This window comes from Rhizobium sp. AQ_MP (assembly GCF_014237835.1).
GTDB lineage: Bacteria > Pseudomonadota > Alphaproteobacteria > Rhizobiales > Rhizobiaceae > Allorhizobium.
The window spans coordinates 44,324-71,242 of sequence record NZ_JACJVI010000011.1 but is presented as its reverse complement, the minus strand read 5'-3'; the positions used below and the strand labels follow the sequence as shown (position 1 = coordinate 71,242).

General features: G+C 62.1%; 28 protein-coding genes. 19 read left to right on the top strand and 9 right to left on the bottom strand.

What is annotated here, in order from left to right; all coding sequences use genetic code 11:
- Window positions 1–16: 16 nt before the first annotated feature.
- The gene (locus H6M51_RS16500) at window positions 17–1,117 is read right to left on the bottom strand and encodes an aldo/keto reductase (RefSeq protein WP_185810914.1); all 1,101 of its coding nucleotides are present in this window, start codon (window positions 1,115–1,117) and stop codon (window positions 17–19) included.
- A gap of 107 nt (window positions 1,118–1,224) precedes the next feature.
- Between H6M51_RS16500 and H6M51_RS16495 the strand changes: the two genes are divergently transcribed.
- On the top strand, window positions 1,225–2,109 hold the full coding sequence (locus H6M51_RS16495; protein WP_185810913.1) for a LysR family transcriptional regulator: 885 nt from the start codon (window positions 1,225–1,227) through the stop codon (window positions 2,107–2,109).
- Between the two features lie 11 nt (window positions 2,110–2,120).
- Here H6M51_RS16495 and H6M51_RS16490 read toward each other — a convergent pair whose 3' ends face one another.
- Window positions 2,121–2,594 carry an OsmC family protein gene (locus tag H6M51_RS16490; protein WP_185810912.1) on the bottom strand — a complete coding sequence of 158 codons (474 nt, stop codon included), beginning with the start codon at window positions 2,592–2,594 and terminating at the stop codon, window positions 2,121–2,123.
- A gap of 154 nt (window positions 2,595–2,748) precedes the next feature.
- Between H6M51_RS16490 and H6M51_RS16485 the strand changes: the two genes are divergently transcribed.
- From H6M51_RS16485 to H6M51_RS16470, 4 genes are all read left to right on the top strand, one after another.
- Entirely contained in the window at window positions 2,749–3,345 is a 597-nt protein-coding gene (locus H6M51_RS16485; protein WP_185810911.1) for a PadR family transcriptional regulator, read from the top strand.
- A 2-nt stretch (window positions 3,346–3,347) separates the two neighbouring features.
- Window positions 3,348–3,641 carry a DUF2218 domain-containing protein gene (locus tag H6M51_RS16480; RefSeq protein WP_185810910.1) on the top strand — a complete coding sequence of 98 codons (294 nt, stop codon included), beginning with the start codon at window positions 3,348–3,350 and terminating at the stop codon, window positions 3,639–3,641.
- Between the two features lie 187 nt (window positions 3,642–3,828).
- Entirely contained in the window at window positions 3,829–4,992 is a 1,164-nt protein-coding gene (locus tag H6M51_RS16475) for a TMEM43 family protein (RefSeq protein ID WP_185810909.1), read from the top strand.
- 142 nt (window positions 4,993–5,134) lie between these two features.
- On the top strand, window positions 5,135–5,908 hold the full coding sequence (locus tag H6M51_RS16470) for an SDR family NAD(P)-dependent oxidoreductase (protein ID WP_185810995.1): 774 nt from the start codon (window positions 5,135–5,137) through the stop codon (window positions 5,906–5,908).
- A 22-nt stretch (window positions 5,909–5,930) separates the two neighbouring features.
- Here H6M51_RS16470 and H6M51_RS16465 read toward each other — a convergent pair whose 3' ends face one another.
- From H6M51_RS16465 to H6M51_RS16455, 3 genes are all read right to left on the bottom strand, one after another.
- Entirely contained in the window at window positions 5,931–6,296 is a 366-nt protein-coding gene (locus H6M51_RS16465; RefSeq protein ID WP_185810908.1) for a type II toxin-antitoxin system VapC family toxin, read from the bottom strand.
- Window positions 6,290–6,508, bottom strand: coding sequence for a CopG family transcriptional regulator (locus H6M51_RS16460; RefSeq protein WP_185810907.1), 219 nt, complete (start codon window positions 6,506–6,508; stop codon window positions 6,290–6,292). Before H6M51_RS16460 ends, H6M51_RS16465 begins: the two co-directional genes overlap by 7 nt.
- Before the next feature lie 70 nt (window positions 6,509–6,578).
- Window positions 6,579–7,952, bottom strand: coding sequence for an aspartate aminotransferase family protein (locus H6M51_RS16455; RefSeq protein ID WP_185810906.1), 1,374 nt, complete (start codon window positions 7,950–7,952; stop codon window positions 6,579–6,581).
- A 191-nt stretch (window positions 7,953–8,143) separates the two neighbouring features.
- On the opposite strand from H6M51_RS16455, the gene H6M51_RS16450 reads away from it, so the two are divergent.
- The 5 genes from H6M51_RS16450 (at window position 8,144) to H6M51_RS16430 (ending at window position 15,068) form a co-directional block, all read left to right on the top strand.
- Window positions 8,144–9,502, top strand: coding sequence for a glutamine synthetase family protein (locus H6M51_RS16450; RefSeq protein ID WP_185810905.1), 1,359 nt, complete (start codon window positions 8,144–8,146; stop codon window positions 9,500–9,502).
- 256 nt (window positions 9,503–9,758) lie between these two features.
- The gene (locus H6M51_RS16445; RefSeq protein WP_185810904.1) at window positions 9,759–11,357 is read left to right on the top strand and encodes a peptide ABC transporter substrate-binding protein; all 1,599 of its coding nucleotides are present in this window, start codon (window positions 9,759–9,761) and stop codon (window positions 11,355–11,357) included.
- 67 nt (window positions 11,358–11,424) lie between these two features.
- Window positions 11,425–12,348: an oligopeptide ABC transporter permease OppB gene (gene oppB / locus H6M51_RS16440; protein WP_185810903.1), complete on the top strand. Its 924-nt coding sequence runs from the start codon at window positions 11,425–11,427 to the stop codon at window positions 12,346–12,348.
- Entirely contained in the window at window positions 12,341–13,462 is a 1,122-nt protein-coding gene (locus H6M51_RS16435) for an ABC transporter permease (RefSeq protein WP_185810902.1), read from the top strand. The genes oppB and H6M51_RS16435 overlap by 8 nt, the downstream gene beginning before the upstream one ends.
- Entirely contained in the window at window positions 13,437–15,068 is a 1,632-nt protein-coding gene (locus tag H6M51_RS16430) for an ABC transporter ATP-binding protein (protein ID WP_185810901.1), read from the top strand. Before H6M51_RS16435 ends, H6M51_RS16430 begins: the two co-directional genes overlap by 26 nt.
- Before the next feature lie 40 nt (window positions 15,069–15,108).
- On the opposite strand, the gene H6M51_RS16425 is transcribed toward H6M51_RS16430, so the two are convergent.
- Window positions 15,109–16,026: a diacylglycerol kinase family protein gene (locus H6M51_RS16425; RefSeq protein WP_185810900.1), complete on the bottom strand. Its 918-nt coding sequence runs from the start codon at window positions 16,024–16,026 to the stop codon at window positions 15,109–15,111.
- A 215-nt stretch (window positions 16,027–16,241) separates the two neighbouring features.
- Between H6M51_RS16425 and H6M51_RS16420 the strand changes: the two genes are divergently transcribed.
- The gene (locus H6M51_RS16420) at window positions 16,242–17,264 is read left to right on the top strand and encodes a zinc-binding alcohol dehydrogenase family protein (protein ID WP_185810899.1); all 1,023 of its coding nucleotides are present in this window, start codon (window positions 16,242–16,244) and stop codon (window positions 17,262–17,264) included.
- 48 nt (window positions 17,265–17,312) lie between these two features.
- On the opposite strand, the gene H6M51_RS16415 is transcribed toward H6M51_RS16420, so the two are convergent.
- Both H6M51_RS16415 and H6M51_RS16410 read right to left on the bottom strand, forming a co-directional pair.
- Complete coding sequence (locus tag H6M51_RS16415; RefSeq protein WP_185810898.1) at window positions 17,313–17,720, bottom strand: helix-turn-helix domain-containing protein; 408 nt, start codon at window positions 17,718–17,720, stop codon at window positions 17,313–17,315.
- A 311-nt stretch (window positions 17,721–18,031) separates the two neighbouring features.
- Window positions 18,032–18,646 (bottom strand): L,D-transpeptidase, encoded by a 615-nt coding sequence (locus H6M51_RS16410; RefSeq protein WP_185810897.1) that lies wholly within the window; start codon window positions 18,644–18,646, stop codon window positions 18,032–18,034.
- 174 nt (window positions 18,647–18,820) lie between these two features.
- Here H6M51_RS16410 and H6M51_RS16405 point away from each other — a divergent pair, with 174 nt between their 5' ends.
- Together H6M51_RS16405 and H6M51_RS16400 are read left to right on the top strand one after the other, a co-directional pair.
- A complete protein-coding gene (locus tag H6M51_RS16405; protein WP_185810896.1) occupies window positions 18,821–19,027 on the top strand; it encodes a type II toxin-antitoxin system VapB family antitoxin in 207 nt (68 codons plus the stop codon).
- A complete protein-coding gene (locus H6M51_RS16400) occupies window positions 19,024–19,398 on the top strand; it encodes a type II toxin-antitoxin system VapC family toxin (RefSeq protein ID WP_185810895.1) in 375 nt (124 codons plus the stop codon). The genes H6M51_RS16405 and H6M51_RS16400 overlap by 4 nt, the downstream gene beginning before the upstream one ends.
- 86 nt (window positions 19,399–19,484) lie before the next feature.
- Here the strand turns inward: H6M51_RS16400 and H6M51_RS16395 are convergent, their stop codons facing one another.
- Entirely contained in the window at window positions 19,485–21,149 is a 1,665-nt protein-coding gene (locus H6M51_RS16395) for an electron transfer flavoprotein-ubiquinone oxidoreductase (protein WP_185810894.1), read from the bottom strand.
- A gap of 326 nt (window positions 21,150–21,475) precedes the next feature.
- Here H6M51_RS16395 and H6M51_RS16390 point away from each other — a divergent pair, with 326 nt between their 5' ends.
- The 6 genes from H6M51_RS16390 to H6M51_RS16365 all read left to right on the top strand — a co-directional run bounded on the left by H6M51_RS16390 (window position 21,476) and on the right by H6M51_RS16365 (window position 26,865).
- Window positions 21,476–22,387 carry an NAD(P)-dependent oxidoreductase gene (locus H6M51_RS16390; RefSeq protein ID WP_185810893.1) on the top strand — a complete coding sequence of 304 codons (912 nt, stop codon included), beginning with the start codon at window positions 21,476–21,478 and terminating at the stop codon, window positions 22,385–22,387.
- A gap of 90 nt (window positions 22,388–22,477) precedes the next feature.
- The gene (locus H6M51_RS16385; RefSeq protein ID WP_185810892.1) at window positions 22,478–23,881 is read left to right on the top strand and encodes an FAD-binding oxidoreductase; all 1,404 of its coding nucleotides are present in this window, start codon (window positions 22,478–22,480) and stop codon (window positions 23,879–23,881) included.
- Window positions 23,882–23,973: 92 nt separating this feature from the next.
- Window positions 23,974–24,759 carry an SDR family oxidoreductase gene (locus H6M51_RS16380; RefSeq protein WP_185810891.1) on the top strand — a complete coding sequence of 262 codons (786 nt, stop codon included), beginning with the start codon at window positions 23,974–23,976 and terminating at the stop codon, window positions 24,757–24,759.
- Between the two features lie 135 nt (window positions 24,760–24,894).
- Entirely contained in the window at window positions 24,895–25,125 is a 231-nt protein-coding gene (locus H6M51_RS16375) for a hypothetical protein (protein WP_185810890.1), read from the top strand.
- Between the two features lie 109 nt (window positions 25,126–25,234).
- Complete coding sequence (locus H6M51_RS16370; protein WP_185810889.1) at window positions 25,235–25,432, top strand: hypothetical protein; 198 nt, start codon at window positions 25,235–25,237, stop codon at window positions 25,430–25,432.
- A gap of 140 nt (window positions 25,433–25,572) precedes the next feature.
- The gene (locus H6M51_RS16365) at window positions 25,573–26,865 is read left to right on the top strand and encodes an Hsp70 family protein (protein ID WP_185810888.1); all 1,293 of its coding nucleotides are present in this window, start codon (window positions 25,573–25,575) and stop codon (window positions 26,863–26,865) included.
- The last annotated feature ends 54 nt before the right edge of the window (window positions 26,866–26,919 follow it).

Below are 26,919 nucleotides of genomic sequence, written 5' to 3'. Positions count from 1 at the left end.
GGCCGCCCGATTTCGTTCAGGGCCGCCAGGCGTCCAAGGTCTGACCGCCAAAGAAGGTCGCCGTTGGCATCTGGAAGATGAAATAGGGGTTGAGCAGCGGCAGGGCGCTCGCGGCATCCAGCGCCGCGAGATGGTCCGCATGCAAAACAACGTCGAGGGAGGCGAGGTTCTGGGCCAGTTGCTCCGGCCGGCTCGCTCCCAGCAGCACCGAGGAAACGCCCGGACGCCCGACCGCCCAGGCGAGAGCGACTTCCGCCATCGCGCGTCCGAGATCGTTAGCCACGGCGCGCAGCGCGTCGACGATTGCGAAGTTGCGCTCGGTAAACAACATGCCGCCGAAGGGGTTGTCGCCGGCCAGGCGCCCCTCGGATCGTCCAGTGTCCTCGTTGCCCGCTTCGCTCGGAATTGCCGGCAGGCGCCCGGCCTCGGCCAGCATCTCACGACCGTACTTGCCCGTCAGCAGTCCGGCGGCGAGCGGGCTCCAGGGCACGAGCCCGAGGCCAAGCTCCCGGCCGGCGGGCACAAGCTCGAGTTCGGCAGCGCGATCAATCAGCGAATAGCCGTATTGCAGGCCGATCGGTCTCGGCAGGCCATGCGCTTCGGCCAGGGTCGCCAGCCGCGAGACATACCAGGCCGGCGTATTGGAGAAACCGTAATGCAGGATCTTGCCGTCCCTCACGGCATCGGTGAGGGTCAGCAAGACCTCCTCTACAGGGGTGGTGCGATCCCAGACATGGACCCAGTACATGTCGACATGGTCTGTCTGCAGCCGCTTCAGCGATGCTTCGAGGGATTGACGGATGTTCTTGCGGCCATTGCCGCCCAGATGGGGGTTGCCATTGCCACGCGCAAATCCGGATTTCGTGGCAATCACCAGACGATCACGAAGACCGCTTTCGGCCATGAACCGTCCCAGCATTTCTTCGCTCCGGCCGCCAGAATAGATGTCGGCCGTATCGATGAAGTTGCCGCCAGCGTCGACATAGGCATCGAAGAGGTTTCGGGACATGGCTTCACCGGCACCCCAGCCGGCAGCGCCGAAGGTCATGGTTCCGAGTGCCAGGGGGCTGACGGAGAGGCCGGATCGGCCGAGAGTGCGATAGTGGGTCAGGCTCATGTGTCGTGCTCCTCGCGGGACTGTGTCATTCCTGCCGATAGATAGACCGGACCCACCTCCGGCATTAGCGCTTGCACCCAGCATGCGCCTGTGAGCAGAGTTCATGAATGGAACGCAACGAACTCAACGATCTCCTGGCTTTTGCGACAGTTGCCCGCGAACGCAGCTTTACCCGCGCGGCCGCAAAGCTCGGCATCTCGCCGTCGGCCCTTAGCCATGCGATGCGCAATCTCGAAGCCAGGCTCGACGTTCGGCTGCTTGCACGCACCACCCGTAGCGTTGCGCCGACCGAGGCGGGAGAACGCCTTTTGGACACGGTCGCGCCCGCACTCGCCAGCATCGAGCAGGGCCTGGCGTCGCTCGCCCATTGGCGAAACCGGGTGTCCGGCACGGTGCGGGTGACCGCATCGACCTATGCGGCGCAGACCGTATTGATGCAGAAGCTGCCGGGCTTCCTGCTTGAGCATCCGGACATCAAAGTTGAAGTGAACGTCGAGGATCGGCTGACGGATATTGTAGCCGAAGGCTTCGATGCAGGTATCCGCTTCCACATGTCGGTCGACCAGGACATGATCGCAGTCCCCGTTGGTCCGACATTGCGGACGATCGTCGTCGGCACCCCCGCCTACTTCGAAAGATACCCACCGCCACAGACACCGGCTGATCTCAGGGACCATATCTGTGTCGGCTTCCGGCTGAAAACCGGTGCAGTCATGGCCTGGGATTTCGAGGAGGATGGGCGGGAGTTTCGCATCCGCACATCAGGGCAACTCATCGCCAATGACGGGGCTTTGATGGCGGCCGCCGTGCGGGCTGGGGCTGCCCTCGGCTTCATGATGGAGGAAGAGGTGGCGGACGAGATTGCGGACGGACGCCTCATCCAAGTGCTGGACGCATGGTGCGTACCTTTCCCCGGCCTCCACATCTATCATCCGAGCCGCCGACAATCGCCTCCGGCGCTGCGGGCGCTGATCGCCGCGCTTCGGGAGTAATCCTCCGCTGATTACGCCTCGACGATCTTGGCCTCGCAGCGTACCGGAAAGTTGACGGAATTGGCGATGAAGCATTTTTCGTGCGCATCGCCATGCAGTTCGAGCGCGAGCTCCGGGAAGGTCCCGCGCTTGATCGTGACGGTTGGCCTCAGCACGACATCCGTGAAGCGTCCCGTGCCATCGGCATCCATCTCCATCACGCCTTCCGCCTGGTCTTCATAGGCGATCACGATGACGCCGGAGACGGCGCAGAAGTGCAGATACCAGAGCTTGTGACAGGCCGAGAGGGAGGCGAGGAACAGATCCTCCGGGTTCCAGCGCTTGGGATCACCCCGAAAGGCAGGATCGGCGGAGCCTAGGAGATCGGGCTTGCCCTCGGCGGAAATCAGGTGGTCGCGTCCGTAGTCGCGATAGCCCGAGGTTCCCGTGCCCGCATTGCCCTGCCAGGTGACCGTGACCCGGTATTCGTGCCGCTTTTCGCCCATCCTGTTTCTCCCTGTCCCGATTCCCTTCGCATCATAGGCTTCCCGCATAACAAGCTCAAAGCAGCGGATTTGCCAAAAAATCTGGCGGACCTCTTGCACAGAGCGCTCTAAGATATATCTTAGATGCAATTCCAACAGAGAAAGAGACCGGATCATGAGACATTGCCATCACGGCCGCGGGGAACGCGGCAATCCCCTCTTCGCCTTCCGCCAGGCCATGTTTGCCATGCGTCATGGCGGCCCCTTTGGCGGATCGATGGGCGGGGGCCCGCGTGGACGCGGAGGTGAGCGTCGACGCATGTTCGAGGGCGGCGAGCTACGCCTTGTCCTCCTGAAGCTGGTCGAGGACCAACCGCGGCATGGCTATGACCTGATCCGCGAAATCGAGAGCTTGTCCGGCGGCGCCTATGCCCCCTCGCCTGGCGTGGTCTACCCGACCATGACGCTGCTCCTCGACATGGGGCTTGCAGAAGAGCTGGAGAGCGATGGTCCGCGCAAGCTGATGACCATCACCGAGGCCGGCCGTCAGCATCTCTCCGAGCGGGCCGATGAGGTGGCAACCGCGATCGGACGGCTGACGGCTCTTGCGAAAGTCAGCGAAAGAACCGATGCAGCCCCCGTGCGTCGCGCCATGCACAATCTGAAGCAGGCTCTGCACGACTGTCTGTCGCGCGAGACGACGTCTCGCGAGACCCAACTGGAGGTCGCCCGCATCCTCGACGAAGCGGTCGGCAAGATCGAAAGGCTTTGACCATGGCAACATCGACGACAACGGTCCCGACCGAAAACGGCTGGAAATACCTGCAGCAACTCTGCAAGCATTGGGCCCACAAGCTCGATGTCGAGCTGGACGAGCAGAATCACAAGGCCGTCGTGAAGTTTCCCGAAGCGACGGCATCGATGCAGAGCGATTCGTCGAGCCTCACGGTGCGGATCGACACCAAAGATGCCGCGGAGCTTGAAACCTATCAGGGCGTGGTAGCCAGTCATCTCGATCGATTCGCCTTCCGCGAGGCCCCCCTGCCCTTCGACTGGAAGGCGGCTTAACCGCTCAGGCGGCACAACACGGACAAGAGGGATCAGGCTGCAGCAGGAGCCTGATCCATCCGGCCAAGACAGAAGCCAAGTTTCGCTGCTTCAGTCGATTTCCCCCCAAGATAAGAACTTCCACCCTTGGCGAAAGTTGCTAGAAAGCCGATCAGGTGGGCATGGCACTAAACAATGGGGGACAGCCATGAATGTGGTAACAAAGACGTCGACATCTTGGTTTTCACGACTGGGTGGGGCGCTGACAGGTGCAGTATTCGGATTCATTCTACTTCTCGTGGCAATCGTCGCGCTGTTCTGGAACGAGGGACGGTCGGTCGCGACCTATGAGTCGCTCGTGGAAGGCCAGTCCATCGTCGTTCAAGCCGATGCAGCGCGGATCGATCCGGCGCTCGAGGGCAAGCTCATTCACATCGAAAGCGCGGTGGTTCCGGCGGGAGATGTCGTCGATCCGGATACCGGCCTCAGTGCAAGCGGCGTGATCGGCCTCGCTCGCAAGGTCGAGATGTATCAGTGGGTCGAGGAGAAGAGCAGCAAGACGGAAAAGAAGCTCGGCGGTGGCGAAGAGACCGTGACCACCTATACCTATTCCAAGGAATGGAGCGAGGACGCACTGGACTCCTCGAAATTCCAGGAATCAGCGGGACATGAAAACCCGGAATTCTGGCTGGCGTCGACCGAAACGCTGGTAGAGACGGCCAAATTGGGTGCCTTTAGCGTCGCCGGCTCGCAGATCGCCTCCGTGGGGGCGCGGCAGGCTCTGCCGATCACGGACGAGACTGCAGCCCAGGCGTCCGAAGCGCTTGGCTATCCCGGCGAAGGCCGAGCCGTTACGCAGGCGCTCTATTTCGGGGCCGATGAGAAGGCTCCGCAGATTGGCGATACCCGCATCCGGTTCGAAAAGATCGTGCTGCCGGACGTCAGCATCGTTGCCATGCAGAAGGGCGACCGCCTGGCGGAATACACCACAGGAAACGGCTACACGCTCTTCCTGCTCGCCGCCGGTCGCGAGACCTCGGACAAGATGTTCGCCGACAGCCAGACGGAGAACGTCATCCTCACCTGGGTCATCCGCGTGGCTGGCATACTCGGTCTGTTCATCGGCTTTGCTCTGATCTTCCGCATCTTCAGCGTGATTGGCGACGTCATCCCGTTCGTCGGCTCGCTGATCGGTTTCGGGACCGGTCTCATCTCCTTCGTGCTGGCGATCGCCGTCGGCGTGACCGTCATTGCCATCGGCTGGTTCGCTGTCAGGCCACTTCTGTCGCTCGGGCTGATTGCGGCTGTTGCGGCGATCGTCTGGGCCTATTCCAGATATGTGCGCAAACAGCAGGCCCAGCCGGCCGCATGAGCCAAGGACGGTAGAGCGCCAAGCACGCCTGGGTTTTCGCCTGGCATGCCCTAGGTCATGGTACAACGAGTTGGACAAGAGCGGCCTTGCCAAACAACGGCAGGGCCGCTCTAAGCTTGTCGGACAACAGGAGGACCGCATGATGACCACGCTCACCATTCCCGATCTCGCCGGCAAGGCCGTTCTGATCACCGGCGCATCCAGCGGCATCGGCGAGGCGCTGGCCCGGGCCTTTGCCGCCCAGGGCGCCCTGGTCGGCCTGCATTACAATTCCAATGCCGAGGCGGCCCATACGATCGCTGGGGATATCGAAGCCACGGGCGGCAGTGTCGTCCTGGTGAAGGGCGATGCGGCTTCATCTGAAGCGATGGCCGAGGCCGTGAGCCATGTTGCGAAAACCTTCGGTCGCCTCGACGGGCTGATCAACAATGCCGGAAGCATGATCGCGCGGGTGCTCTACGAAGAGATGACCGATGCTCATTACGACAAGGTCATGGATGTGAACGCCCGCTCGGTGCTGTCAGCCAGTCAGGCGGCGGTCGCGCATCTGAAGGCCAACGGCGGCTTCATCATCAACACGACTTCGGTTGCCGCACGTACCGGCGGCACGGCAGGCTCAGGCGTCTACGGCTCGTCGAAAGCCTTTGTCGGTGCGGTGACCAAGGGCATGGCGCTGGAATTCGGCAAATACAATATCCGCGTCAACGCGGTGGCGCCCGGCGTCATCACGACGCCCTTCCAGGACAAATACGCCCTGCCCGGCCAGCTCGATCAGGTCGCCGGCAGCGTGCCGCTGAAGCGCACAGGCACGCCGCAGGACTGCGTCGGCGCCTATCTCTTCCTCGCCTCGCCGATGCTGTCCGGCTACATCACCGGCCAAACGATCGACATCAATGGCGGGCAGTTCATGCCGTGAGCGGACGATGGCCTGACTGCCATCAGAGCTCGTAAGGAACAATAATGTCGGGATGCTGACGCGGAAAACCTTTGGTGTCGCGCGTCAGCAATTTCAGACCATGCACCTTTGCTGTCGCCCAAATGACTGCGTCCGGCAATTTGAGTTTGTGAACCTGCCTTACGACAACGGCCTGATTGGCAATGCTTTCCGTAAGGCCAATCAGTTCGAACCCTCGCAAAAATGCTCGTGTTGCATCACTGAGCGTCGCGGGCGCGCCAACCATCACCTCCATCCAGCTGATGATACTGACTGCGCGCTCCGGATAACTGCTCATGACGTCCTGAGCAGGAGGAACTCCCCTAAGCACGTCGATCACGATGTTGGTGTCGAAGAGGACCTTCACCATTCGGCGCGAAGTTTCCGCTGAATGATCAGGCCATCTTCAGTCTCCGAACCAGCCCATAGTCCGAAACCGTCCAGAACAATATCGTCCTTCTGTCGATCCAGAAGTTCACCGACCGCTTCTCTGATCAGAGATGCACGCGACACATTCCGTTGAGCCGCGAGCCTGTCCAGCGCCTCAATATCCTCTTCCGGAATGTCGACCAGCGTACGCATCGTGCCCTCCGAGTGATATCGAATGTATATCACCGGGCGACGGACGGCGCCAGAGATGCGCCGTGTCCCCTCACCCCTCGCCGCGATTGTCCTTCAGCCAGTCCAGACCATTGCGCAGCGTATCCACCGCCTGGTCGATCTGAGCACGCGAGATGATCAGCGGTGGCGAAAACAGCATGCGGTCGCCGGTGGCGCGCAGCACGACGCCGGCATTGACACACTGGTTGCGCACCGCAGTGCCGGTATCATCCGGTTTCTTGAAGCGGCGGCGGGTCGCCTTGTCTGCGGTGATTTGGACGGCGCCCATCAGGCCGACGCTGACGGCCTCGCCGACGAGCTCGTGGTCGGTGAGCGAGGCCAAGGCCTGCGCGAGATACGGACCGGTATCGTCGCGCACCCGCTCGACCAGGCCTTCCTCCTCGATAATGCGGATGTTCTCGAGCGCGGCAGCAGCGGCCACCGGGTGACCGGAATAGGTGTAGCCGTGGTAGAAGTCGCCGAGCTCATTGACCATGACTTCCGCCACGCGGTCGGAGACCAGCACGCCGCCGATCGGCAGGTAGCCGGATGACAGACCCTTGGCGATCGGCGCGAGGTCCGGTTCGAAATCATAATGCTGGTGGCCGAACCAGGAACCCAGGCGGCCGAAACCGGAGATGACTTCGTCGGCGACGAGCAGGATCTGGTACTTCGCGCAGATGCGCTTGATCTCCGGCCAGTAGGTCGAAGGCGGCACGATGACCCCACCAGCCCCCTGGATCGGCTCGGCGACGAAGGCCGCGACATTCTCTTCGCCGAGCTCGATGATCTTCTCCTCGAGTTCCCGGGCAACCTTCAGGCCGAAATCCTCGGGCGAGAGATCGCCGCCCTCGGCATACCAGTAGGGCTGGTTGATGTGGTGAATGCCCTCGATCGGCAGGTTGCCCTGCTCGTGCATCCACTTCATGCCGCCGAGCGAGGCGCCGGCAACGGTGGAGCCATGATAGGCGTTCTTGCGGGCGATCACCTGCGTCTTCGTCTCATGGCCGAGTGCCTTCCAGTAGACGCGCGCCATGCGGAACCAGGTATCGGAGGCTTCCGAGCCAGAATTGGAGAAGAAGACCCGGTTGATCTTCGGTCCGGTCTTTTCGGCGATCTTCTGGGCAAGCAGGGTCGTCGGCGGGGTCGTGGTGCCGAAGAAGGTGTTGTAGTAGGGCAGTTCCAGCATCTGGGCATGCACGACATCGGCAATCGATTTGCGCCCATAGCCGACATTGACGCACCAGAGGCCGGCAAAGGCGTCGAGATACTGCTTGCCGGTCGCATCCCAGATATGCACGCCTTCCGCCCGGGTGATGATCTTGGTGCCGGCCGCGTTCAGCTTCTTCATGTCCGAGAAGGGATGAAGATGGTGGGCAGCGTCGATGGCACCGAGGTTGGAGACGGCGGTTACTGGCTTGTTCATGGGTCGGATCCTCGATCGGGGCGGAAGCTCTTGCTTTCACGGCCAAACATGGTCCGTGTGGCGGCCCTACCCCGCATTGAAAGGCGGAACATTATCGGCTACGACCATGACGTTCCAAAACGCGTTTGGCAAGGCACCGATTGCCGCGTTCCTCCGGCCAAATTCGCCCCGATAGCCAACGAGAGTTTTCCATGACAGCACCGACCAAGGCCGCCGATCAGACCGCAGCCGATCCTTCCGCGCGCATCGAGGTGCTGCTTGTCGGCATGAACGGCGACCTACGCGGCAAGATGATCCCGCTGAAAGCCGAGGACAAGGTCTGGAAGAACACGGTCCGCCTGCCGGCCTCCACCCAGTCGCTCGACATCTGGGGTGACGACAATGACGACATCACGAAGATCTCGCTGACGCTCGGCGATCCAGACGGCATTTGCGTGCCCACCAAGAATTCGCTGACCACCCTGCCCTGGGGGCCTGCCGGCTCCAAGCAGGTGCTCGCCACCATGCACACGCTCACCGGCGAGCCGCATTACGTCTGTCCGCGCGCCATCCTCGCCAATGTGATGAAGCGCTTCGAGGAGAAGGGCCTGACGCCGGTCGTGGCGACCGAGCTCGAATTCTACGTCATGGAGCCGGATTTCCGCGAAGCCGGCGTGCCGATGCCGCCGAAGGCGCTTGTCATGAACGGCGAGGTCGAAGGCTACCAGCTCTATGACATGCGGGCGACCGCCGCGATGGAAGACTTCCTCGAGACCGTGCGCGAATACTGCGACCACATGGGCCTGCCGGCCGATGCGACGACCGCCGAATTCGGCCCGGGCCAGTTCGAGGTCAACCTCCTGCACAAGCCCGACCCGATGGCTGCCGCCGACGACTGCATCTACCTGAAGCGCGTCGTCGATTTCGCCGCCCGTCGGCATGGGCTCAAAGCCACCTGCATGGCCAAGCCCTATGGCGACCACGCCGGCTCCGGGCTGCATGTGCATGCCTCGATCATCGACAGGGACGGCAAGAACATCCTCGACGCCAAGGGCGGCGAACCGGTGAAGCTGAAGTCGATCACCGCCGGCATGCTCAAAAGCATGCAGGATGCGCAGCTGATCTTCGCGCCCTTTGCCAATTCCTATCGCCGCTTCCAGCCAGGCTCCTTTGCGCCCGACAAGATCGACTGGGGTTTCGGCAATCGCGGCACGGCGATCCGCATTCCCGACAAGGACGGACCGGCTGCCCGCATCGAACACCGGGTCGCCGGAGCGGACGCCAATCCGCATCTGCTGCTTGCCGCCATCCTCGGCGGCATCCTGCTCGGTCTGGAAGAAGACCTCGATCCGGGCCCGGTCACGACGCCGGACAGCGCGCCCGAAAACCCCGACATGCTGACCTATGACTTCCTGACCGCCGTCGAGCGCTTCCGCGCCTCGGCCTTCATCAAGGACATTTTCGGCGCCGAGTATCAGCGCATCTATGGTGACACCAAGCGCAAGGAGGCCATGGCCTATCTGCGCACCGTCTCCAGCTTCGACTACCAGACCTATCTGCCGCGGATTTGACTCCGCTTCTGGCCCCCGTTTTGACGAGAGCCCCTGCAGGGACGGCGCATCAGCCGCCCCTGTCGCATTTCGCACAGAATTCGGCGCGATAATTTTATTTCGTCATAAAACGGTCATGCGAAATCTTCGTGCCAAGTCACAGGTGCCTCCCCAAATTTCTACCTCAAAAATGGGGTAGCCGTAAAAAATGCGGGTTGTCACGCCATCAGGAATACTCTTCTGTCCCTTCCGTTAACGTGAACTGGGAGTTCCAAACATGTCTATTCAGACGCGCCGGCTGCTCGGCACCTCGCTCCTCCTGACGTCGCTGATGTTCGGCGCGAGCCAGGCGCTGGCCGAAGTCGTCCTCCATCGTGGCAATTCCGGTGAGCCGCAGACGCTCGACCAGCACCACACCTCGATCAATATCGAAGAATTCATTCTGAAAGACCTTTACGAAGGCCTGACCATTTACGACGCCAAGGGCGAGATCGTGCCCGGCGCTGCCGAAAGCTGGGACGTGTCCGAAGACGGCACCGTCTACACCTTCAAGATCCGCGAAAATGCAAAGTGGTCCGATGGCTCGCCGGTGACGGCCGAAGACTTCGTCTTCTCCTATCAGCGCGCGGAAGATCCGAAGACCGCCGCCGAATACGCGTCGATCCTCTACCCGATCAAGAATGCCGAGAAGGTGAACAAGGGAGAAGTCCCGGTCGACCAGCTCGGCGTAAAGGCCATTGACGCCAAGACGCTCGAGATCACGCTTGAGCGCCCGACCCCGTTCTTCGCCGAACTTCTGGCGCACCAGACCGCGCTGCCCCTGTCCAAGGCCGCCTTCGAGAAGGCCGGTGCTGACTTCGTCAAGCCGGGCGTGATGGTTTCCAACGGCGCCTACAAGCTCGAAAGCCATGTGCCGAACGACAACCTGGTGGTGGTCAAGAACGAGCATCACTGGGATGCTGCCAACACCAAGATCGACAAGGTCATCTTCTACCCGATCGACGACCAGGCCGCTTCAGTGCGTCGCTTCGAGGCCAAGGAAATGGACCTCGCCTACAATTTCTCGGCCGATCAGATCGATCGCCTGAAGGAAAGCTATGGCGATCAGGTTCGTGTTTCGCCGACGACCGCCACCTACTACTACGTGTTCGACAATCGCCAGGAGCCCTATAACGACGTTCGCGTCCGCCAGGCCCTCTCCATGGCCGTCGACCGCGACTTTCTCGCCGAGGAAATCTATTCGGGTTCGCAGATCCCGGCCTATTCGCTGACGCCTCCGGGCATCGGCAGCTATGAGCCGGCCCGCGCCGACTTCGCCGAAATGTCGCAGCTCGACCGCGAAGACAAGGCCGTCGAACTGATGAAGGAAGCCGGTTACGGTGAAGGCGGCAAGCCGCTCAACATCGAGATCCGCTACAACACCAATCCGAACCACGAGCGCGTTGCAACGGCTGTTGCCGACATGTGGAAGAACACCTTCGGTGCCAATGTCACCATGACCAACCTCGACGTGGCATCGCACTATGCCTACCTGCAGGAAGGCGGCGCATTCAACGTCGCGCGTGCCGGCTGGGTTGCCGACTACGCCGATGCGGAGAACTTCCTGGCGCTGAACGTCTCGACCAACAAGACCTTCAACTACGGCAAGTACAACAACCCGGAATTCGACGCCCTCATGGCACAGTCCTACAAGGAAACCGATCCGGAAGCCCGGAACAAGATCCTGCATGAGGCCGAAGCCATCCTGATGCGCGATCAGCCTATCGCTCCGTTCCTGACCCAGGCCGATCTGTGGCTGGTCTCCGACCGCGTCCAGGGCTGGCACGACAATGCTGCCAACCAGCACCTCAGCCGCTTCCTGAGCATTGCTGAGTAATCCGGGCCAACTGACAAATGGGACGACGCGCGGCCTTGCCGGGCGTCGTTCCTTTTAGGAGCAGGACATGATTTCCTTCGTGCTGCGGCGGCTGATGAGTGCCGTCCCGACGATCTTCGTCGTCGTTACCATCTCTTTCTTCATGATGCGCTTTGCGCCCGGCGGCCCCTTCAACCTGGAGCGCCCCCTGCCACCGCAGACGATGGCCAACATCATGGCCACCTACAAGCTCGATCAGCCGCTGTTCAGCCAGTATCTGAGCTATCTCGGCAATGCGCTGACAGGTGACCTCGGCCCAAGCTTCATCTACAAGGACAACACCGTTTCGGAGCTGATCGGCAAGGCCCTGCCCTATTCCGTCGAGCTTGGCGCCTATGCCATCCTGCTGGCGCTGATCGGCGGCGTTGCCCTCGGCACGATCGCCGCACTCCGCCAGAACGGCATCATCGACTTCATCCTGATGTCCTTTGCGACAATCGGCGTCACCGTGCCGAACTTCGTCGTCGGTCCCGTTTTGACCCTGATCTTTGCCGTGATGCTCTCGTGGCTCCCGGCCGGCAGCTGGGGCGATGGCTCCTTCCGCTTCCTGCTCCTGCCCGTCATTGCGCTTGCCCTGCCGCAGCTTGCGGTCTTCGCGCGGCTGACGCGCGGCGCAATGATCGAAGCGCTTCATACCGACCATATCCGCACGGCACGTGCCTATGGCCTGCCGCCGCGGGTGGTCGTCGTCACCCATGCCCTGCGCGGCGCCATGCTGCCCGTCGTCTCCTACCTCGCGCCCTGTGCTGCCGCCCTGCTGACCGGCTCGGCTGTCATCGAGACGATCTTCACCATTCCCGGCGTCGGTCGCTACTTCGTGCTCGGTGCACTCAACCGCGACTATCCCCTCGTCATGGGCACCGTCATTCTCGTCGCCGTGTTCGTGATCCTGTTCAACCTGCTCGTCGATATCGCCTACGGCCTGCTCGATCCGAGGGTTCGCAATGACTGATATCTCCGTTCAGGCCGGCGAGATTACCGGCCGCAGCCTCACCCAGCTCGCGATGATGCGCTTCAAGCGCAACAAGGCCGCCATGGCCGGCTGCTTCATGCTGCTCTTCATCGCGCTGTTCTCCTATGTGGGCCCGTTCTTCGTGCCGCATACCTATGACCAGGTCTTCTCGTCCTACGTCACGGTGCCGCCGAGCCTCACGCCGCGGCCCGATCCGCAGTCGCTGCAGGACGTCGCCGAAGGCATAGCCAAGCGAGCCCGCGTCAATCTCGACAGCTTCGAGGTCGAGAGCGGCACGTATACGGCCGTCATCAGTTCGCAAAGGGCAATCGATCCCCGCGCGATCCGCTATTTCGACCGAAACAACGAGTTCCAGAACACCGAGGTGGTGGAAACGTCGGAAGACGGGCGGTCGATGACCGTCAGTGGTCAGGTGGACCAGGTCACCTTCCCCTTCGGCACCGACACGAACGGACGCGATCTTCTGGTGCGTGTCATGCTCGGCGGGCAGATCTCGATTGCCGTCGGCCTTGCCGCAAGCCTTGTCTCACTCGGCATCGGGGTCATCTACGGGGCAACCTCCGGCTATCTCGGAGGGCGGATCGACAACGTCATGATGCGTTTCGTGGAGATCCTCTATTCGCTGCCCTTCGTTTTCCTCGTCGTCGTGCTCGTCGTCTTCTTCGGACGATCGGTGGTGCTGATCTTCGTCGTGATCGGGGCGGTGCAATGGCTGGAAATGGCCCGTATCGTGCGCGGCCAGACTCTCTCGCTCAAACGTCGCGAATTCGTCGGCGCAGCCGAAGCGCTCGGCCTGACCGACTGGCAGATCATCCGCCGCCACATTATCCCGAACACGATCGGCCCTGTGATCGTCTTCGTCACGGTCGTCGTACCGCAAGTGATCCTGACGGAAAGCTTCCTGTCCTTCCTCGGTCTCGGCGTTCAGGCGCCGCTTGCGAGCTGGGGCACGCTGATCTCGGAGGGGGCGGCCAACATGCAGAGCGCACCGTGGCTTCTGATCTTCCCGTCGATCTTCTTCGTCGCAACGCTGTTTTCGCTGAACTTCGTGGGCGATGGCCTGCGCGATGCGCTCGACCCGAAGGATCGCTGATATGGAGACCAACCAGATGACACCGGTCCTCACCGTCAACGACCTCAAGGTCAGCTTCCAGACGCCCGACGGCATCGTCGAAGCGGTCAAGGGCATCAGCTTCGACGTGAAGAAGGGCGAAACGCTCGCTATCGTCGGGGAAAGCGGCTCCGGCAAGAGCCAGACCATGATGGGTATCATGGGCTTGCTGGCGAAGAACGGCGATGTCACCGGCGAGGCCGTCTATGGCGGACGCAACATCATCGGTCTGCCCGTCGGCGAATTGAACAAGGTGCGCGGCGCAAAGATCACCATGATCTTCCAGGAGCCGATGACCTCGCTCGACCCCCTGTACCGGATTGGCAGACAAATCGCCGAGCCGCTCATCCACCATCGTGGAATGAGCAAGCAGGCCGCCCGCGCCCGCGTGCTGGAACTCCTGAAGCTTGTCGGCATCCCGGACCCGGAACGCCGCATCGACAGCTATCCGCACGAGATGTCCGGCGGTCAGCGCCAGCGCGTGATGATCGCCATGGCCTTGGCGAACGAGCCCGACGTGCTGATTGCCGACGAACCGACCACTGCACTTGATGTCACCATCCAGGCGCAGATCCTGACCCTGCTGGCCGACCTGCAGAAGCGCTTCGGCATGGCGATCGTGCTGATCACCCATGACCTCGGCGTCGTCAAACACGTCGCCGACCGGGTGGTCGTCATGCGCAAGGGCGAGATCGTCGAGCAGGGCAGCCGCGACGCGATCTTCGACAATGCCCAGCATGACTATACCAAGATGCTGCTGGCTGCCGAGCCCTCGGGCACCAAGCCGGCTCCGGCAGACGATGCACCGGTCGTGCTGGAGGGTCGCAACGTGACCGTCGATTTCGACATCGGCAGCGGCGGCTTCCTGCGTCCCAACCGCACCTTCCGGGCGGTGGACCAGGTATCCGTCCGGCTCAAGCAGGGCCAGACGATCGGCATCGTCGGCGAATCCGGCTCGGGCAAGTCGACGCTCGGTCGTGCGCTCTTGAAGCTCCTTCCGGCGGACGGGGCCTTCCGCTTCGAAACGGCAGACATCTCCGCCCTCGACCGGGCCGGCATGCGGCCGTTCCGGCGTCAGCTGCAGCTGGTCTTCCAGGACCCCTATGGCTCGCTCTCGCCGCGGCAGACGGTCGGCGAGATCATCACCGAAGGCCTCTATGTGCACGAGCCGCAGCTTTCGCGAGCCGAGCGGGATGCGAGGGCCATCGCGGCGCTGAAAGAAGTCGGCCTCGACCCGGCAGCTCGCAACCGCTACCCGCACGAATTCTCGGGCGGCCAGCGGCAGCGTATCGCGATCGCCCGCTCGATGATCCTGAAGCCCAAGGTCGTCATCCTCGACGAGCCGACCTCGGCGCTCGACCGTTCGGTCCAGCGGCAGGTGATCGAACTCTTACGCGACCTGCAGGACAAACATGGCCTGTCCTATGTCTTCATTAGCCACGACCTGTCGGTCATCCGGGCGATGTCCGACCATGTCATCGTGATGAAGAACGGCAAGATCGTCGAGCAGGGCGAAACCGAGGCAATCTTCGATCATCCCAAGGAGGACTACACCCGCGATCTGATCGCGGCTGCCTTCAGCCACTAGAACCAGAAGCGCCCGGTCTTCCCCCCGGGCGTTTTTCTTGTCAGGCTGTCGGCTGATCCGGTGCCACGAGCACCTTGAGTTCGCCCGCATGTATGCGGATCTCGACATCGGCCGGCATGCGCAGGAGCTCGCCATCGAGCACGCAGGCCGCACCCGTCCGATACTTCGGGAAATGCAGGTGCACTCGCTCGGCCGTGGAGGCTGTGACCGCCTCGTTCTCCTTGAACTTGCCACGCAGGATATCAAAAGCGAGCTTTCCCACCCCCGTGGGTTCGAGTGGCTCGGCGAGATAGACGCCGAGCTTGCCGGTATCGACGCGGTCGGCGAAAAACAGCGAATTGTTGCCCAGGGGATTGTTCGACACGGAGATTGCCGAAACCGCCTTCTCCTCGCTGCGACCGTCGCCGTCGATGTCGAAGACGACTTCGAAACGCGGTGGATCGAGCATTACGCCGAAAGCTGCACTGGTGCTCGCCCGGATCTTGCCGATGCGCGAGGCAAAGTTCATCTGGTTGCGCATGCGCACCATGCGGGCATGCAGGCCGGCGGAAAACTGATGCACGAAGGGTCGACCATTGGCGGTCGCGATATCGACTTGGGCAACCGAAGAGCGGGCGAGCACATCCAGCACTTTCCAGATGTCGAGCGGCAGCTTGAGGGACCTTGCGAAGAGGTTCATCGTGCCCGCCGGTATGATGCCAAGCGGCAGACCGGCCTTCCAGGCGATCGAGGCCGCCGTCGAGATCGTTCCGTCACCACCGCCGGCCAGGAGGGCATCGACGCCCTGGGCCTGCGAGGCTGCCTGCAGCGCATCGACAATTTCATCGCCCGCAACCACAGCGCAATCGAGTTCGTGACCCTGCGCTGCAAAGGCACGGGTCGCCGTCTCGCAATAGGTCTGCATGTCGGTGGTCTTGAAGGTCCCACCGTCACGATTGAGTACCGCTTTGATCTTCATGAAGTTCCTTAAGGGGTCGGACAGCGCCACAGCGGAGCAACGCCGCATCCGGTGATTTGTTGCATCGCCCAAAGATCGAGAAGCAAAAGGCAAATTCAAGGCAGGGTCCCGTCATCGCATGCCAGACGATCCCGTACCGAAACCCGGAAATGCATTCTTGCGGAACACGGATCTATATCCTTAATGAATGGTGAAGAGGACAGACAGGAGTTTCGATGCGCGCGATCGGATTTTACAGCAATCAGCCCGCCACCTCTCAGGAGGCTCTCGTCGATATCGATCTTCCGATGCCGGTGGCCATGGGCCGGGACCTGCTGGTGGAGATCAAGGCGGTATCGGTCAATCCGGTCGATACCAAGGTCCGCCGCAACCAGGCCCCTCCTGCCGGTGAAGCGCGTGTTCCCGGTTACGATGCTGCTGGCGTGGTCAAAGCCGTCGGCTCAGACGTGACACTCTTCAAGCCCGGCGACGAGGTCTTTTATGCCGGTGCGGTCAACAGACCGGGGACCAATGCGGAGTACCACCTCGTCGACGAGCGCATCGTCGGACTGAAGCCGAAACGCCTCTCCTTCGCCGAAGCCGCGGCCCTGCCGCTGACTGCGATCACGGCTTACGAAGCGCTCTTCCACCGGATCAAGGTGCAGGAGCCGGTCCCCGGTGCCAAACACGCGATCCTGATCACCGGCGGCGCCGGCGGCGTCGGCTCGATTGCCATCCAGCTCGCCAAGGCGTTGACGGACCTGACCGTGATTGCCACCGCCTCGCGGCCGGAAACCGTCGACTGGGCAAAATCGCTCGGGGCCGACCACGTCATCGATCACAGCAAGCCGCTCGGCAGCGAGTATGCGGCGCTCGGCATCGGCGCGCCCGGCTTCATCTTCTCCGTCACCCATTCGAGCCAGCACCGTCTGGCGATGGCCGAGATCATCGCGCCTGCAGGGCGCATCTGCCTGATCGATGATTTTCCGGAAGGCTTCGACATTCTCGCCTTCAAGCCGAAGTCGGTTTCCCTGCATTGGGAAATGATGTTTTGCCGGCCAGTGTTTCAGACCCCCGACATGATCGAGCAGCACAGGCTGCTGACGCATGTCGCCGACCTCATCGATGCGGGGAGGATCCGCACAACTCTCGACACCGTGCTTGGTCCGATCACGGCTGAAAACCTGCGCAAGGCGCATCAGATCATCGAAAGCAATCGCGCGCGCGGGAAGATCGTGCTGGAAGGTTTTCCGGCCTGAGGCGCACCTTCCCATGAGCCGCCGTTGCGGCGGCTCTTTGCTCAGGGGTCAGGCTGCAGATCGCATGATCGCGGCAGCGCCGACGGGCCGCTCTGACGAACTGGCGGAGGCCTCTGCCACGGCGACAAGATGTTCCTGGCCCCAGCGGCCGATCGCCTGGAGAACGGGCTCGAGGCTGCGCCCGAGCGGTGTCAGGGAGTAGTCAACCCGCGGGGGCACGACCGGATAGACGGTGCGGGCCACCAGACCGGCGACCTCCATGTCGCGCAGCTGCTTCGAGAGCATGCGGTGGGTGATGGACGGCAGTCGCTTTACCAGCTCGTTGAATCGCAGCACGTCATCCTTGAGGAGATGATGGAGGATCACGCCCTTCCACTTGCCGTCGAGCAGCTGCAGGGTCGATTCGATCTGGCAGCCACCAAGGTCAGATACGCCGGCATTCATATCGCGAGCCATTCAAAATCCCTTCTCACATCTTCGACGGCGCCGGCGACCGGCGCATCCATTGCCACTTAGTCTCGTTTCGCCGGAGCGAAAAGGCTCCGGCCGGTCACGCTTGGTCGACACAGCGTCAACAGGGCATATGACGCATGACTGTGCCGGAAGGTTTCATTGCAGGGAGATTGAGGCAAAGTGTTGAAGCGGCAAGGGCTTTGCCTAAGTCGTGACCATCCGTGAAAAGAACGGGATCGTGGCCGCGATCAAACGGCAATGGCGCCCGTCTGGGCACGGGCGCCATATCAGGCAAACCAGAGTGGTGGCGGCCATCAGGCCTGGATCACGACCACCTTGGAGCCGACATCCACACGGGCGTAGAGGTCGATCACGTCGTGGTTCATCATGCGCACGCAGCCTGACGACATGGCCTGACCAATCGACCAGGGCTGGTTTGTTCCGTGAATGCGGAACATGGTGTCGTTGCCGCCGCGGTAAAGATACATGGCGCGGGCGCCGAGCGGGTTGTTCGGACCGCCGGGCAGACCACCTGCGTATTTCCGGTTCTTTTCCGGATCGCGGCGGATCATGTTGGGCGTCGGGGTCCAGGTCGGCCATTCGGCCTTGCGACCGACATAGGCGTTGCCGGAAAGAGCAAGGCCCGCCCGCCCGACACCGATGCCGTAGCGCATGGCACGGCCGCTGCCCATGACGTAGTAGAGACGGCGCGCCGGTGTATCGACAACGATGGTGCCTGCAGCATGCGTCGTCTCGTAGGCCACTTCCTGACGGCGAAGCTCGGGCTTGATCTTCTCGAGCGGCACCTTTTTCAGCGGATGCGGCTCGTCCGGCATGTCGCCATACATGGCCTGCTGATTGGGAACCGACTGGCAACCGGCGATAAAGAGCGGCAGGCCGAACAGGAGACCGCGGCGGGAAATGGTCATGATTCAGGCGTCCTCGGGATGCGATTCGATGCCGAGGAGCCTAGGAATTTATGGTTAATGACGGGTTAAATCCTGGGGCGGGCGTTAAGATCCGTGGCGAGGATGAGGCGGAAGCAGAGCCAGATTGATGCCCAGATATAGCAATGTTATGTTTCGCCCGCAGGAGACTTGAAAATGCGAGTTGAAATCGAAATCGACGACGCGCTGCTTGCCGATGCTAGGGAATACACCGGCATTGATGAAATTCCCACGCTCTTGCGCGTCGCGCTACAATCCCTCGTACAACGCGAAGCCGCGCGACGACTGGCGCGCCTTGGTGGCAGTGCTCCCGATCTGGTTGCTCCGCCGCGCCGGCGTTTTGATCCGGTCGAGCCCGAATGATCCTGGCCGACAGCTCCATCTGGATCGATCACTTCCGGTCGAACGACCCAAGGCTTCAGGAGTTATTGGAAAACGAAAAGATCGTGATTCACCCCTTTGTCATCGGCGAACTGTCGCTCGGGCATATCCCGCGCTACGACGACATCATGAAGATGCTCTCTGATCTCCCCGTCATTGCGCGCGCAGACGATGGTGAGGTTCGCCATCTCATCAGAAGCCGAAAGCTTTTTGGGACTGGCATTGGTTATGTCGACGCTCATCTACTGGCGTCCGTTATGATTTCTGGCTCTGATCGGCTTTGGACTCGCGACAGGAGGCTTTATCGCATTGCCGAGACCTTCGGGGTCACTGCGCCCGTGTTGCTGCACTAGCGCTCAGACGAGCACGCCCCACAATGCTGTCAGCTCCCTAGGTCCTTGAGATGCAAAAAGGGCGGCCTCTCGACCGCCCTTGACCCTCACATGTTCGGATAGACCGGTCCTTCGCCGCCTTGTGGCGGGACCCAGTTGATGTTCTGGTTCGGGTCCTTGATGTCGCAGGTCTTGCAGTGGACGCAGTTCTGGGCGTTGATCACGAAAGTCTGTTCGCCCTCCTTCTCCACCCATTCATAGACGCCTGCAGGACAGTAGCGGGTCGATGGCCCGGCATAGACGCCGAGTTCGGAACGCTTCTGCAGGTCCATGTCCTTGACCTTGAGGTGGACCGGCTGGTCTTCCTCGTGGTTGGTGTTGGAGAGGAAGACCGAGGACAGACGGTCGAAGGTCAGCACGCCATCGGGCTTCGGATAGGCGATCGGCTTGTGCTGGGCGGCAGGTTCCAGGGATTCCGCATCCGTCTTGCCATGCTTCAGGGTGCCGAAGAAGGAGAAGCCAAAGATCTGGTTGATCCACATGTCGATGCCGCCGAGCGCCACACCGAGCGCCGTGCCGAGCTTCGACCACAGCGGCTTGACGTTGCGCACCCGCTTCAGGTCCTTGCCGATATCGGTCGAACGCCATTCGTTCTCGATCTCGATCGGCTCGTCATTGGCGCGGCCGGCGGCGATCGCATCGGCGATCTTCTCGGCTGCCAGCATGCCCGAGAGCACGGCGTTGTGGCTGCCCTTGATGCGGGGAACGTTGACGAGACCGGCGGAACAGCCGATCAGCGCGCCGCCCGGGAAAGAGAGCTTCGGCACGGACTGGTAGCCGCCTTCGGTGATGGCACGGGCACCATAGGAGAGGCGCTTGCCGCCCTCGAAGGTCTTGGCGATCGCCGGATGGGTCTTGAAACGCTGGAATTCCTCGAAGGGGAAGAGATAGGGGTTCTTGTAGTTGAGGTGCACGACGAAGCCGACGGCGACCATGTTGTCTTCAAGGTGATAGAGGAAGGAGCCGCCGCCGGTCTTCATGCCGAGAGGCCAGCCGAAGGAGTGCTGCACGAGGCCCGGCTTGTGGTGCTCGGGCTTGACCTGCCAGAGCTCCTTGAGGCCGATGCCGTATTTCTGCACATCGCTCTCGCGGGCGAGATCGAACTTGGCGATCAGCTGCTTGGCGAGCGACCCGCGAACACCTTCCGAGATCAGCACATATTTGCCAAGCAGCGCCATGCCGCGGGTGTAGTTCGGCCCCGGCTCGCCGTTCTTCTCGATGCCCATGTCGCCTGTGGCAACACCGATCACCGCGCCTTCGTCGTTGTAGAGCACTTCGGAAGCGGCAAAGCCCGGATAGATCTCGACGCCCAGCGCTTCTGCATGGCTGCCCAGCCAGCGACAGACATTGCCGAGAGACACGATATAGTTGCCGTGGTTGTTCATCAGCGGCGGCATCAGGGCATTCGGCAGACGAACTGAACCGGCAGGGCCGAGGAAGAGGAACTGGTCGTCGGTGACCGGCGTCTTGAAGGGGTGATCGGCCTCTTCGCGCCAGCCCGGGATCAACCGGTCGATGCCGATCGGATCGACCACGGCACCGGAGAGGATATGCGCGCCGACTTCAGCACCCTTTTCCAGCACGACGACGGTCAGATCCGGATTGACCTGTTTCAGCCGGATCGCTGCCGAGAGACCGGCCGGGCCTGCGCCCACGATCACGACGTCGAATTCCATGCTTTCGCGTTCAGGCAGTTCCATATCCGTGCTCATCGTCATTTCCTCATCAGGCGGTCCCATCCGCCCTCCTCCTTGACAAAACCCAACCGGATTGTCGAGCCGAAGCGCGACGCGCCAAGGCGCAAATTCCGGCGGGGCGGTGTGAAGTGCAAGAATATCTTACGTGTACGTAAGGGTCAATGCGACGATTACGCCGCGGTCATCGCATTCTCCGCTGGCCGAACATCGCCTCCCTCCAACGAAAAGTGCCGCCCCCTGTTCCGCCTGCGCCAAATCCTGTCGCAGGCCAAAATCTGTCTTTGAACCCTTCTGCGCTTTGTCGCAGTCTCTGCCAAAACGAAAGCAGGGGACAAGACGACATGGTACTCACTTATGGTTTCATCGGGCTTGGCCATCTCGGCCGCCATCTTGCCGGCAGTCTGGTGAGGGCCGGCTTCACCGTCGTGGTCCATGACCTCGATCCCGACAATGCTAGGGAACTGGTGGCCGGCGGCGCCCGGTTTGCCGCCGATCCCCAGGCCGTGGCCGAGGCCGCCGATGCCGTCATCACCTGTCTGCCCTCTCCGAAGGTCAGCGAACGGGTGCTGACCGGCGAGCGCGGCATTCTGAAAGGCCTCAAACCCGGTGCCACCTGGATCGAGATGAGCACGCTCGACGAGCAGGAAGTCCTGCGTCTCGGCAAGATCGCGGCAGATGCCGGCGTGCGCATGCTCGAAGCGCCCGTCACCGGCGGGGTGCATCTTGCCGCCTCCGGCGAGATCACCGTCATCATTGGCGGGGACCAAGACCTCTACGACCTGCATCTCCCGGCGTTCCAGGCCATGGGCAAGCAGATTTTTCGCGCCGGACCGCTCGGCAAGGCGGCCGTGATCAAGGTGATCACCAACATGCTTGCCTTCATCCACCTGATCGCGACAGGCGAGGCATTGATGCTGGCGAAGAAGGGCGGCATCGACCTCACCGATGCCTTCCACATCATCAAGGCCTCCTCGGGCAACAGTTTCGTGCACGAGACGGAAGGCCAGGTCATCCTCAACGGCAGCTACAACATCAACTTCACCATGGACCTCGCGGTGAAGGACCTCGGCTTTGCGCTGGGCTTCGGTCGCGAATTCGGCGTGCCGCTCGACCTTGCGTCCCATGCGCTGCAGACCTTCATCCGCGCCCGGTCAGCCTATGGCGGCGACGCCTGGTCGTCGCAGGTGGTGAAGCTCCTGGAAGACGCTGTGGGCACTGATTTGCGCGCGCCCGGGTTTCCCGCAGAGCTCTAAGAGCCTGGAGAAGTCGGGAATAGCCCCGGGGCGGCTTGCGGCGACCGGATTTTCCGGCAAAAAAGCCGCAAACAGATCAGGTTTGCCCCGATGTCTTCGCTCCCGACCTTCTCGCCCCTCGACCTCGCCCAAGCGCTTGACGGGCTGCATCCGGATCTTCGCATCCTTGGCCCGGGGGCGCTTGCCGGCCGCCATCCCGGCGAAGATGCCGGCAACCTCGATGCCGGCGTGATGGCGCAGCCGGCCTCGACCGAGGCGGCCGCAGCCCTGGTGTCCTGGTGCCAGGACAATCGGGTGGCCATCGTGCCGCATGGCGGGATGAGCGGGCTTGTCGGCGGCGGCGTCAGCCATGCCGGCCAGGTGATCCTGTCCAGCGCCCGGCTCAACCGCGTGCTCGCCATCCATGCGGACGAGGAGACCGTCGAGATCGAAGCCGGCGTGACGCTCGAGGCCCTGCAGGCAGCACTCCAGCCCCATGGCCTCACCACCAGCATCGATCTCGGCTCGCGTGGCTCGGCCACGATTGGCGGCATGGTGTCGACCAATGCCGGCGGCATCCTTGCCTTTCGCAACGGCGTGATGCGCCACCAGATCCTCGGCCTCGAAGCCGTCCTGCCCTCCGGCGAGATCTTCTCCGACATGACGCGGGTGGTGAAGGTCTCCGCCGGGCCGGATCTCAAGCAGCTGCTGATCGGCGGCGAAGGCGCTTTCGGATTCGTCACCCGTGTCGTGATGAAGGTCGAGCCAATCAGGCCGCATCGCGCCGTGGCGCTTCTCGGCGTGCCGAATGCCGCCCGTGCGCTGCAGGTGGCCGCCCGGCTGCGCGGGCATCCGGTACTTCTGCTGGAAGCCGCCGAAATGATGTGGCCGCGCTACGTAAGGGATCACGCAGCCCTGAAAGGTTTCGACCTTTCGTGGCTTGAGCCGGACGCAGCGATCCTGCTTATGGAAGTTTCCGGCGAAAGCGGCGAAGCCGCAATGACGTTGCTGGAAGAGGCGCTTGGCGATCTCTGGGAGGCGACCGAGCTCAAAGGCGGGATCGTTGCCCAATCCTCCGATCAGGCGCGCCGCTTCTGGGATCTGCGCGAGGATTCGGGCTTCTATTTCGCCCGCTATCCCCATGCGCCCTCGTTTGACGTATCCATGCCTCCCTCGGCCGTCGATGATTATGTCAGCGGGCTTATGGCGCGGTTGGCGGCCATCGGCGCAGGATTCGATGCCTATGTCTATGGCCACATCGCAGATGGCAACCTGCACATCGCGGTGGCGGAACCGGGCCCCCTGCCCTCGGACCTGAAGGCGAAGGTCGAGACAGCCGTCTATGCCGGGATCACTGGCTCCGGCGGAAGCTTTTCCGCCGAGCACGGTGTCGGGCTCGAAAAGCGCTCGGCCTATCTTGCCCATGTCGATCCGGTGAAACAGTCACTCGCCCGGCAGATCAAAACCCTGCTCGACCCGAAGCACCTGTTCAATCCCGGCAAGGTGCCGTTCTGAAACCGGTTCATCGGCGTTTGGTCGGGCTATCGGTCCGGGCCAGCCGGCGATAGACTGCATCGACAGATTTCACTTCACGAAAGGATTTCCCCATGGATCTCGGCATTTCCGGCAAACGCGCCCTGGTGCTCGCTGCCTCGCGCGGGCTTGGCCTCGGCATCGCTAAGGCGCTCGCGGCCGAGGGTTGCCATGTCCTGATCTGCGGACGGACCGAGGAGAAGCTCAGGGCCAATGTCGAAGCTATCCGCGCAAAAGGCGGCAAGGCAGACTATGTCGTTGCCGACCTCGCCGACGCGCATTTCGTCGACCAGATGCTGCACGCGGTCCATCACACGCTGGGCGGCATCGACATCCTCGTCAACAATACCGGTGGTCCGACGCCCGGCACGGTCGAGGAGATGGATGCGGACAAGCTCTACACCTTCTTCCAGTCCATGGTCGTGCGCGTCATCACGCTCACCAACGCGCTAGCGCCCCTGATGAAAACGCAGGGCTTCGGCCGCATCCTCACCGTCGCCTCATCGGGCGTGTTCGAGCCGATCCCGAACCTGGCGCTCTCCAATACCCTGCGCGGCGCGCTGGTGGGCTGGAACAAGACCCTGTCGGCCGAGCTCGCCTCTTATGGCGTTACCGCCAATATGATCCTGCCCGGCCGTATCCATACGGACCGCATCGACGAGCTCGATGGCGCCAATGCCAAGCGCCAGGGCAAGTCGCTGGAAGAGGTGCGTGCGGCATCGGTCAAATCAATCCCCGCCCAGCGCCTCGGTCGCGTCGAGGAGTTCGCCGCTGCGGCCGCCTTCCTGTGTTCGGAGCCGGCGAGCTACATTACCGGCACGATGTTGCGCGTCGACGGTGGAGCGGCCAAATCGATCTGAAGTGGAGACGGAACCATCCACGCTCGCAATGCGTAAGTTCCGCTTCACTAAATTTGAAGGAAATGATTGAACGGCTTGGCAATATCCGGGGACTATTCAGTTACCAGTTTCACAGGGAGATGAAAGTTCCCCGCCATGACGGAAGCCGGACATGAAGACCGGACGATCCTCGACGTTCTTGCACCTCTCTATGTGGTGCAAGACGATCCAGAGACGCCCAGATTACCCGCGACCAAGGGGCGCTCCGCAGTCCAGGGCGCGATCATCGGACAGTTGTTGCCGCGATTTGCAGAAGACGAGGCTCCGGCTCCTCTCGACTTCGAGACGCCCCACGCCTTCCTCTCCCGCGCCTATCTGGACGTCTGAGGCGCACTCTCCGGATGGCAGGCAGACCATTGACCTTGCGCGGGGCGCTTGATCGCGGATGAAAGACGCAAGATCGTCTGCCTGCGTATGATTGTCCGGGAGAGTTCCGATGTCGCCTGTCCGTGTCGCCCTGCAAGTGCTGTTTGCATTGTGCGTTCTCACCGGCTTTATCTGGATGGGTCAGGGCTCGGGTCACTTCCCCTATCCCGCTTCCAGCTTCATGATCGACCAGACGCCGTGGATCTTCTATGGCGCAGCCCTTGCTGCAGTCGGGATCTTCGGACTTTTCCGCCTACGCCGCCGCTGACGACCCGCGCCATTTGCACCCTTGCCCTGAGGCGGCCGCTGTGGCATCAGGCGCCCTCTTTCTGTCTGCGGGCGTCCATATTCATCCGGCCCGCCGGTTCTCAGTGACATTCCAGAGATATCTACAAGGGGGCGATGGCCATGGCTGAAGCGCTTGGGCTCGATTTCGGCACGACCAACACCGTCATCGCCGTTGCGGAAAGCGGCGACGAGACCCGGTCGATTGCCTACACGTCTTCAGCGGGTACCTCCGACAGCATGCGCACGGCGCTCTCCTTCCTGAAGGATCCGCAGCTCGGTGCAGGCGCGTTGAAGGTCGAGGCCGGCCAGGCCGCCATCCGCACCTTCATCGACAATCCCGGTGATTGCCGCTTCCTGCAGTCGATCAAGACCTTCGCAGCCTCCGCCCTCTTCCAGGGCACGCTGGTGCATGCCCGCCGCTTCCAGTTCGAGGACCTGATGGAGGTGTTCCTCAAGCGCCTGCAGGCCTATGCCGGCGATGGATGGCCGGGCGAGGCAAAGCGCCTCGTTGCCGGGCGCCCGGTGCATTTCGCCGGTGCAAGCCCCGATCCGGCGCTCGCCGTCACCCGCTATAACGAGGCCCTGACACGGCTTGGCTTTCCCGAGATCCACTATGTCTATGAGCCGGTCGCAGCCGCCTTCTACTTCGCCCGTACGCTGAAGCGGGACGCGACCGTGCTGGTCGCCGACTTCGGCGGTGGTACGACCGACTTTTCGCTGATCCGCTTTTCCACCGAGGCCGGCAGGCTGAGTGCGACACCGATCGGCCATTCGGGTGTGGGCATCGCCGGCGATCAGTTCGATGCCCGCATCATCGACCAGCTTGTTGCCCCTGAAATCGGCAAGGGCAGCCAGTTCAAGAGTTTCGGCAAGCTGCTCGACGTGCCGAGCAACTACTATCTCGCCTTTTCGCGCTGGAACCAGCTCTCAGTCTTCAAGACGCTGAAGGAATTCACCGATCTCAAGTCGCTGGTGCGCCAGGCGGAAGAACCGGAAAAGCTCGAACTGTTCATCGACCTGATCGACCATGACGAGGGCTATCCGCTCTACCAGGCCGTCTCGGCGACCAAGATGGCGCTTTCGTCTCACGAGGAGGCCGATTTCCGCTTCGCGCCGCTCGGAAAGGCCGGTGAGAAGCGCGTGACGCGCCGTGATTTCGAAAGCTGGATCGCAGACGATCTGGTGAGGATGGAACAGGCGCTTAACGAGGTGCTTTCGACGAGCCACACGGAGGCCGCCAGCATCGACAAGATCTTCCTCACCGGCGGCACCTCCTTCGTGCCCGCCGTGCGCGACATCTTCCATCGCCGCTTCGAGGCCAGCCGCATCGAAACCGGCGGCGAATTGGTTTCCATCGCCCATGGACTGGCCCTGATCGGCGAGCGCGACGACATAGACCAGTGGGTGGCGTGAGGTCACCCTGCCCTTGATGCGGAGGGTCGGAGCGTGGCTCTGGGGTGGGATGAT